This is a genomic window from Paenibacillus taichungensis, from assembly GCF_003287275.1.
GTDB classification, from domain to species: Bacteria; Bacillota; Bacilli; order Paenibacillales; family Paenibacillaceae; genus Paenibacillus; species Paenibacillus taichungensis_A.
Genome location: NZ_QEVW01000050.1, coordinates 1 through 631 on the forward strand (window position 1 = coordinate 1; position 631 = coordinate 631).

The following is a 631-nucleotide window of genomic DNA, read 5'->3' on the forward strand; positions in this document are numbered from 1 at the left end:
TCCACCCCGCGTCGTTATTTAAAATACTATATGGTGGAGGCTGAGGGGATCGAACCCCCGACCCTCTGCTTGTAAGGCAGATGCTCTCCCAGCTGAGCTAAGCCTCCATATATATGACCCGTAGGGGATTCGAACCCCTGTTACCTCCGTGAAAGGGAGGTGTCTTAACCCCTTGACCAACGGGCCACAGTAACAAAATTCTATCTGGCGGAGAGAGAGGGATTCGAACCCTCGAGACGCTTTTGGCGCCTACACGATTTCCAATCGTGCTCCTTCGACCAACTCGGACACCTCTCCTGAATGGCTCCCCGAACAGGGCTCGAACCTGTGACAACTCGATTAACAGTCGAGTGCTCTACCAACTGAGCTATCAGGGAATGGTGGAGCCAAGCGGGATCGAACCGCTGACCTCCTGCTTGCAAGGCAGGCGCTCTCCCAGCTGAGCTATGGCCCCATACACTGTGGTTTTAAAACTTATATGGTGGGCCCTGGTGGACTCGAACCACCGGCCTCACCCTTATCAGAGGTGCGCTCTAACCAACTGAGCTAAGGGCCCCAATATATTTCCCTTTTCCTTACGAGGGGGGCAAAAAAAATACCCCAAAGGGAATTCGCTTGGCGGCGTCCTACT

At 53.9% G+C, this 631-nt stretch carries 6 tRNA genes; all 6 read right to left on the reverse strand.

What is annotated here, in order from left to right:
- Positions 1 to 31: 31 nt before the first annotated feature.
- Positions 32 to 107, reverse strand: a tRNA-Val gene (locus tag DC345_RS31355).
- 7 nt (positions 108 to 114) lie between these two features.
- A tRNA-Glu gene (locus DC345_RS31360) sits at positions 115 to 186 on the reverse strand.
- Between the two features lie 19 nt (positions 187 to 205).
- Positions 206 to 297, reverse strand: a tRNA-Ser gene (locus DC345_RS31365).
- A 4-nt stretch (positions 298 to 301) separates the two neighbouring features.
- Positions 302 to 377, reverse strand: a tRNA-Asn gene (locus DC345_RS31370).
- A gap of 1 nt (position 378) precedes the next feature.
- A tRNA-Ala gene (locus DC345_RS31375) sits at positions 379 to 454 on the reverse strand.
- Positions 455 to 479: 25 nt separating this feature from the next.
- Positions 480 to 556: transfer RNA gene (locus DC345_RS31380), tRNA-Ile, on the reverse strand.
- Between the last annotated feature and the right edge of the window lie 75 nt (positions 557 to 631).